Source organism: Xanthomarina sp., from assembly GCF_035306705.1.
In the GTDB taxonomy this organism is placed as follows: domain Bacteria; phylum Bacteroidota; class Bacteroidia; order Flavobacteriales; family Flavobacteriaceae; genus Xanthomarina.
Map to the genome: position 1 here is coordinate 1 of NZ_DATGNO010000168.1, position 8,050 is coordinate 8,050.

Annotated in this window: 5 protein-coding genes; all 5 read left to right on the forward strand. The window is 29.0% G+C overall.

Going from position 1 to position 8,050, the window contains the following annotated elements; translation table 11 throughout:
- The first annotated feature begins 305 nt into the window (after positions 1-305).
- From VKY47_RS13530 to cas2, 5 genes are read left to right on the forward strand one after another with little or no spacing between them, the layout of a single operon-like run.
- Positions 306-4,073 carry a hypothetical protein gene (locus VKY47_RS13530; protein WP_324313362.1) on the forward strand — a complete coding sequence of 1,256 codons (3,768 nt, stop codon included), beginning with the start codon at positions 306-308 and terminating at the stop codon, positions 4,071-4,073.
- A 13-nt stretch (positions 4,074-4,086) separates the two neighbouring features.
- Positions 4,087-6,039, forward strand: coding sequence for a DUF3800 domain-containing protein (locus VKY47_RS13535; RefSeq protein WP_324313363.1), 1,953 nt, complete (start codon positions 4,087-4,089; stop codon positions 6,037-6,039).
- A 3-nt stretch (positions 6,040-6,042) separates the two neighbouring features.
- Positions 6,043-6,609, forward strand: coding sequence for a type V CRISPR-associated protein Cas4 (cas4, locus tag VKY47_RS13540; RefSeq protein WP_324313364.1), 567 nt, complete (start codon positions 6,043-6,045; stop codon positions 6,607-6,609).
- A complete protein-coding gene (gene cas1 / locus VKY47_RS13545; RefSeq protein ID WP_324313365.1) occupies positions 6,596-7,561 on the forward strand; it encodes a type V CRISPR-associated endonuclease Cas1 in 966 nt (321 codons plus the stop codon). The genes cas4 and cas1 overlap by 14 nt, the downstream gene beginning before the upstream one ends.
- A gap of 1 nt (position 7,562) precedes the next feature.
- Entirely contained in the window at positions 7,563-7,835 is a 273-nt protein-coding gene (gene cas2 / locus VKY47_RS13550) for a CRISPR-associated endonuclease Cas2 (RefSeq protein ID WP_324313366.1), read from the forward strand.
- Positions 7,836-8,050: the final 215 nt, after the last annotated feature.

Below are 8,050 nucleotides of genomic sequence, written 5' to 3' on the forward strand. Positions count from 1 at the left end.
TTTCAGAAACGCCTAGCTCCTCTAAACATAGCCAAAATAAAACATTCACCTTAGCACGCCAATGGAACGCTAATAGAACGAAAAGTTTTATAAACTATAGAAAGAAGGCCTTAACTCTGAATCATCTTATTTTAATAAACAACGAAAAAAAGAATATTCTATTAATATTTAAAATATTATTTATATTCAATATTAAAACGAGTTAGCACTACGAATTTGAAGTGCATACTCATCGGTTAAAGTTATTTATTTGTTTAACAAAAAAAATATTATAAAACACTAAATTTTACAATAGAGGACTACTCATGAATCATATCTATAATAACTATCAAGTATCAAAAACTCTTCGTTTTGGATTGACACAAAAACAAAAAATCAGAAGACCTGGTTATACAGGTGAATTGTATGAAAGTCATAAAGTCCTAAAAGAATTGGTTAAAATTTCAGAAGAAAAAGTTAAAAACTTGATAGTCCCTGCAAAAAATGAAGAATTACTATCTTCTTTAGATTCTGTTAAGTGGACTCTTACAGAAATACGAGAGTTTTTAGATCAATGGCGGTATATATATAACAAATCAAACCAAATAGCCTTAGACAAAAGCTATTACTTAATTCTATCCAAAAAGTTAGGATTTAATGATGAAAAAAAATCTCGAGTGATTAAAATGATAGAAATAAAGGATGATATAAAAGAAAAAATCATTAATTATTGGGCTTTTAACTTAAATGAATCGAATCAAAAACTTTTGATGGTAAATGAAATGGTCAATACACAGTTAAAAGCATTAGAAATAAATAGAACTGACCATAAAATCAATGAAATTGAACTAAGGAAAGCTTTACAATCTCTTTTCAATACAGTCTTAGACATTTTGAAACCTCTGGTTTACAGAGAAATTTCATTTATAAATTTAGAAAAAATAGAAAAAGATTCTAAGAATTCTTTGCTAGAAAAATTTGCCACTGATTTTCAAAGAAAAATCGATTTATTAGAAAAGATTAGATCGTTAAAGACACATTTTAGTGAAAATGGAGGGAATGTATCTTTTTGTAGGGCAACTTTTAACCCAAAAACAGCGATTAAAAACCCTAAGTCAAATGATAATAGTATCTTAAAAGAAATAAAGAAACTTGGAATAAAAGATATTTTAGAAAACAATGAAAATGTTTTTTATTTTGAAAAAAAGCTTGCTGAAATTACAGCGAAAGAAAAATTAGAATATATAATAAAAGATAGTGAATCCTTTTTGATTCGCTCACTTTTATTTAAATATATTTCTATTCCTGCTTTTTTACACCATGGAATTGCAACTGAATTAGCTCCCATTATTTCTAAAGAAAAAAACGATTTAATAAACTTTATGATTTCAATAGGGCAAATAAAAAGTCCAGCAAAAGATTATGCTGATATACCAAATAAAAATGATTTCAATGTAAATGCTTACCCCATTAAAGTTGCTTTTGATTATGCTTGGGAAACCGTAGCTAAAAGCCAGTATCATCATGACATAAATGCTCCTGTTTCAATGTGTAAAACTTTTTTAGATGAAAACTTCGAAAACTGTACAAAAACAAAGTATTTTACTTTATATTCTGACCTTTTAGAACTTCATACTCTATTATCGACCTTAGATTATGGAAATCCTTCAATGGAAGACTCTATAATAGATAAAGCAAATAAAATAATTGCTAAAATCGACAATAAAGAACACAAAACAAAAGATAAAGATTTAGATAAAGATATAGATAAATATAAAGAGACTATTAAAAACAGATTAAATCATAAAAATTTTAACGATAAACAACGCTATAGTGATGCAAAAAAAGAGCTCTCTCAATTTCGTGGTAAACTAAAAAATGAAAACGATATTTATAGAAAATTAACAGAGTCCTATAAAAAAATAGCTATGAATACTGGAAAAATATTTGCCGAAATGAGAGATAAAATAAGCAATGCAAGTGAACAAAACAAGATAAGCCACCACGCTTTAATTATAGAAGATCATAATAAGGATAGATATTTGTTTTTACAAGAATTCACTACAGACAAAGAAAAGCAAATAGAATCAATATGTAATGATCAGGCTGGGCAATATATTGTTTATTGGGTTAATTCAATCACCTCTAAAAGTATTTCAAAAATGTTAAGTAAAAAACGAATAGAGAAATTAAAGCAAAAGAAAATTATAAATAATTCTATAAAAACCTCCATCCTCAGTGATGCAGAAAAAGAAGCTCGGGATATAAAAGAATGGGTGTCCTTCATAAAAGAGAAGGGATGGGACATTGACTTTAATTTAGATTTACAGAATAAAAATCTAGAAGAAATAAAAAAAGAAGTCGATGCAAAAGCTTATAAATTAAAAGAAACACTTATTAGTCAGAAAACTCTATCCAATTTAGTAAAAGAGGGTAATTGTTTACTCTTCCCTATTATTAATAAAGATCTAGTAAAAAAAGTAAAAACAGAAAAAAATCAATTCACTAAAGATTGGAATTCTATTTTTAAGAAGGATAATCTGTGGCGCTTGACTCCAGAGTTTAGAGTTTCATACCGACAAGCTACACCTGGATATCCTACATCAGATATTGGAACTAAACGGTACTCTAGGTTTCAAATGACAGCTCATTTTTTATGTGATTTCTTGCCCCAAGGAACTAAATATATTTCCAATCGAGAACAGATTGAAAACTACAAGTCATCAGAAAAACAAAAAGAAGCGGTCGAAATTTTTCACCAACAAATTGAAAATGATAACAATAATGTTATTAGCACACAAAGTCTAAACCATTTGGCTAGACATTTTGGCAGTAAAAACATTAAAAAGAAACATAATACTATAGAAAAAAAATTCTATGTCTTTGGTATTGATAGAGGGCAAAAGGAGCTTGCAACTCTTTGCATCATAGATCAAGATAAAAAAATAGAAGGACCTTTTAAAATTTATACTCGAAGTTTTAATACAAAAACAAAGCAATGGGAGCACCAGTTTTATGAAGAAAGGTATATCTTGGATATATCTAATCTAAGAGTCGAAACCAGTATTTCTATAGATGGAAAACCAGACCAACAAAAAATACTTGTCGATTTAAGTTACTATAAAGAAGGAGAAAAGTTTATCAAGCTTCCAAAAATGCAAGTCAAACTGCAACAATTAGCTTATATTCGAAAACTTCAATATCAAATGCAAAGAAATCCGGAGACGGTTCTTGACTGGAGCTATAAAAATACAGACGATAAATCTATATTAGAAAACTTTGTAGATAAACCAAACGGTGAAAAAGGCCTTGTTTCTTTTTATGGGGCAGCTGTTATAGAACTTAAAGATACCCTACCTCTTAGTGAAATTAAGGATATGCTCGAAAGATTTAAAGAGTTAAAAGGAAAAGAAAAAAATGGAGAAGATGTTTCACAACAATTAAATGAACTCACACAATTAAAATCTGTAGACCACTCCAAGTATGGTGTCGTAGCCAATATGGTAGGTGTAATAGCCCATCTTTTAGAAAGATATGACTATAAAGCTTATATTTCATTAGAAGATTTAACTAAACCTTACAGTGCTATTGACGGTATCACTGGACAAAAAACCGACGCTAAATCGATAAGTGGCAAACAACAAGATGTTGAAAAATATGCCGGTCTTGGATTATACAACTTCTTTGAGATACAGTTACTCAAAAAACTTTTTAGAATTCAAAAAGACAGCCAGAACACATTGCACTTAGTCCCTGCTTTTAGAGCCACAAAAAACTATGAAAATCTCATCGCTGGTGAAGATAAAGTTAAAAATCGATTTGGAATTGTCTATTTTGTAGACCCAAAGTCAACTTCAATAATGTGCCCTAGTTGCGGAAAAACTAATAATAGTAGTAACAAAGAAAAAAGGGTTGTACGAGACAAAAAAAACGGAAATGACATAATATACTGTGAATTCTGTGGATTTGACACCAGAAACGATTACAAAGAGAACCCACTCAAATTTATAAAAAGTGGCGATGATAACGCTGCATATATAATATCAACACACACAGCCAAAAAAGCTTACGAATTAGCTAAATCTATTTTATAATAAGGAAAATAAGATGAAAAACACTACACATATATTAGCAATTGATGAAACTGGTTCTTTTGAAATGGCAAAAGACGATAAATCTTTTGTTTGTGCAACTTATATTGAATCTTCAAAAGACGAACTTATTAATTCCTATAAAGAAGCTTATTATGAAATGCATAAAAACACTTCCACTATTATTTATAAAGAAATTGATTATATAAAGAATAATGATTTTCATTTTTCTGGATTAGATGATAGTAAAGTAAGAATTTGTGAAAAACATTTATTAAAGCATGTTTCAAAAGTCTATAAATCTAAAGGACAACCTCTTCTCTTTGCAAATAATCAATCTTGGTGGCTTACTGCTGTTGCCCATGTTATTTCAAACTTTCTAAAAGAAGAGTTTATAAAAAAAGGAGAATCTGTAAGTATTTATATTGACAATAGAAATGAAAAAGTGCTTGGGTTGCTAGCTGATACCAAACTAAGTAAAACAGAATTTGAGGATTACCATAACATACTTATAGCTCAAATAAAAAAGCTGTTATCTTATTATGTAAAATTAAAAGATATAAAATTAGAAATAATTTTTTTGTCTGATACCTCTTGTTTTTTTATTAATTTAGCAGATATTGTTTGTGGCTTTGTTAGAAAACATCCTGACTATTTAGAAAATGAAAAAGATATAAAAGTCAAAGAATTTCATTGTTCACAATTCATGAGTGGAAAGGATCCATCTGGCTACATTGCAACTAATCCACAAGTCGCATTGTCTCTGATTTTTCAAGAGTTGATGAATGATTCATTTAAAAATGATAGTTATCTAAAACAAATCTTAGCAAAATTATTTAAAGCCGAAGAAGGAAAACAATTTGCTATTCAATATTTTTATAATTTATTAAAACTAAAAATACAAGAAAGAAAAAATTTAATAAAGTTAAAACCTTTGGTAGATATGTATAAAGAGCTAATTTCTTTTGACTCTAGTAACATAAATTCTATTTTATTGATTTTGGAGTATTACACCCATATCGGAGCCATAAAATCACCTTATAGTAATGACCTAATTTTGAATCTATTGAAAGATCAAGAAAACACTCTAGAAACTAGATTCTTAAGAAAGTGGGAACACTATATAAGTTATTCCCTAAAAGAAGCTCAAATTTTGTTTAATGCATATACATTCGAAAATGTGATTGAACATTTTGAGAACATATATGACAAACAAAACGCATTACTAGAAGTATTAGAAGAATTTAATCCAGGAAAAAAAGACGAGCCAAGTGTTGCAATTCTTGGTACTTTGGCACAAGCATATGCTTATGGAGGAGAATGCGATAAAGCTATTGAACACTTTGCACTTTCTAAAGATTATATCATTAAAAGTTCATCCCGTACAGCTTCTTATCTATTTACTATTTATCATCGACAAAAAAACATACCAAAGGCTAGAGAACAGTTCTTAAAGATAACTAAGCTTGAGCCAGAATCATATTTTGAAAATAATAATTTCAATAATATTTGGGAGATTTTAGCTTATTGTAAGTTGCGTGCACTAGAATTATATTGCAACGCGACAAGTTTGCTAAAACCCATAGATTTAGAAGCATTAAATTTAGAAAAATCAGAGTATCCCTTTCCATTAATCGAAAAATGGGAAGCTATTGCTTTATGGTTAGAAGACAAAACAGCAAATCAAAAAACTATCGAAAAACTTTTTGACCATGCAATAAGTAATCTATTAAAATCTGAAAACAAATTCACTATCAAATCACTCGCCTTGCCTCTAATTCAGTGTTATGCATTAGTAAACAACCAAAATCGTTTCCACTCAACATACAATACTTGGTTACGAACATTAAAAGAGGAGTCAAACTCATTTGAAAAATATGTAGACAACAAAGCTCCACTTTTAAATAGAATAAAAAACGATGAAGATATTTGGACTCGAGCAACACTGCTCCCCTTTATATACTCATAAATAATGCCTACATTTATCCCTATATCGCAATTAAATGACTTCACTTTTTGTCCATATTCCATATACCTTCACAATGTGTATATGGATACGGACGAGATCTTGTATCACGCTGCTCCACAAGTCAAAGGTAAAAAAGCTCACACTGCTATAGATAATAAAACAAGCAGTTCAAAAAAAACTAACTTAATTTCGCTTCCAATATTTAGTGAAGACTTAGGTTTAGTGGGGCGTGTTGATTGCTTTAAAAAAGAAGAACAATTTTTAATTGAAAGAAAATACAATCTGAAAAAAATCTATAAGGGTCATTTTTATCAGCTTTGGGCTCAATATTTTTGTTTAATAGAAATGGGTTATAAAATAAGTCAATTAGCCTTTTACGAAATATCAAGCAACACTATGATGTATCAAAACCTACCTCAAGAGAACGAAAAACAGGAATTAAAAATGTTTATTCAAAAAATGAGAAACTTTGATCCTTTAAATGAGTTTCCTATAAATGAAAACAAATGTGTACACTGTATATACTCCCCTCTTTGTGACAAAACTGAGTTAGAAAATGTTTACTCATAAAGACATAGAATTTCGTAGTATTTTTGTAGTGAATTGCATAGAAAAAAGAAACTTAAAAGTTTCAATGGGAGAATTATTATTAGAAGATAGTACAACAAAAAAAACACTCACCAAATTTCCTTTTCAAAAAATCTTAGCTATTTTTGTGATTGGTCCAATTAGTATCACCACCCCTTTAATAGAAAAATGCAAAAAATTTAACATAGCACTAGTGGTGATGAAATCTAATTTTAGACCCGTTTTCTTTTATTCAAAAGCAGCAGAAGCGAACTATTTATTAAGACTTAAGCAATATTCTTTTGACAAAAACAACCTCTCTATTGCCAAAGTTTTAGTATGGAATAAGGTGTTAAATCAACTCCAAGCACTTAAAAACACTCGGAAAAAATCTAAATCTATAGAAACAGCTAAAGCCCTTTGTAAACACTCTTTAGAAGAAATAGATTCTATTGTCGATTATCAATCATTGATGGGCTTAGAAGGTAGGGTTTCAAAGTCATATTTTTCTGCATTTTATGAAGATCTTGGATGGAAAGGAAGATACCCTAGAACAAAAATTGATGTTATAAATTCGGTTTTAGATTTAGGTTACACCATACTTTTTAATTATGTAGAAGTTTTTATTAAAATGTTTGGCTTTGACTCTTATATCGGCGTTTATCATAGACTTTGGTTCAAAAGAAAGTCATTAGTGTGTGATTTAATGGAGGCCTTTAGACCTTTAGTAGATATTCAAGTTCGAAAAGCTTTACATTTAGGGCAAATAAAAGTCACTGATTTTAATGTTTCCAAAAACGAATATATTTTGAAATACGAGAAATATCCTGATTATTCTAAAATCTTTTATACCGTTTTAGTGAAAAACAAAAGCGAATTTTTTAAATATATGCAAGCCTACTATCGTTCATTCATGAGTGATGGAGCCAAAAAACTCCCTATATACGAACTTTAATATGTTATTAATAAGCTATGATATTAAAGATGACAAGCTTAGGACAGCTTTTTCTAAAATGATTCGTGCCAATGGTGCGATTCGTTTACAATACTCAGTTTATGAAATTAATAATACTAAAAGAATATTAGATTTAATTAAAATAGAGATTAAACACACTTTTAGTAAACAATTTTCTGCTGATGATAGTATTTTTATAGCAGAGTTTGATGAAAGTAAAGTGATAAAATATGGAAATGCTATACATCGAGACAAGGACCTTTTATTTTTTTAGCAAAGCATAGTCTAAATTTCATTCTCAAAAACATTAAACTCGCCAATTTCATTGCATTATAAGCCCTACAGAACAAGTGTTTAATAAGGATATGTCGAGGGGGGCTAAACATCTTTTAATATTATTTCACTGAAGCTTGACAAAATAAGGCTTTAAGAGTATATTTTAAAAAGTAGAGGCTATAAGCCTCTCTGAATTTCTACTCTTGTAGATAA

What these genes read in the sequence shown, in the direction of transcription:
- VKY47_RS13530 (WP_324313362.1), top strand. Translation starts at nt 306, where the DNA reads ATGAATCATATCTATAATAACTATCAAGTATCAAAAACTCTTCGTTTT.
- VKY47_RS13535 (WP_324313363.1), top strand. Translation starts at nt 4,087, where the DNA reads ATGAAAAACACTACACATATATTAGCAATTGATGAAACTGGTTCTTTT.
- cas4 (WP_324313364.1), top strand. Translation starts at nt 6,043, where the DNA reads ATGCCTACATTTATCCCTATATCGCAATTAAATGACTTCACTTTTTGT.
- cas1 (WP_324313365.1), top strand. Translation starts at nt 6,596, where the DNA reads ATGTTTACTCATAAAGACATAGAATTTCGTAGTATTTTTGTAGTGAAT.
- cas2 (WP_324313366.1), top strand. Translation starts at nt 7,563, where the DNA reads ATGTTATTAATAAGCTATGATATTAAAGATGACAAGCTTAGGACAGCT.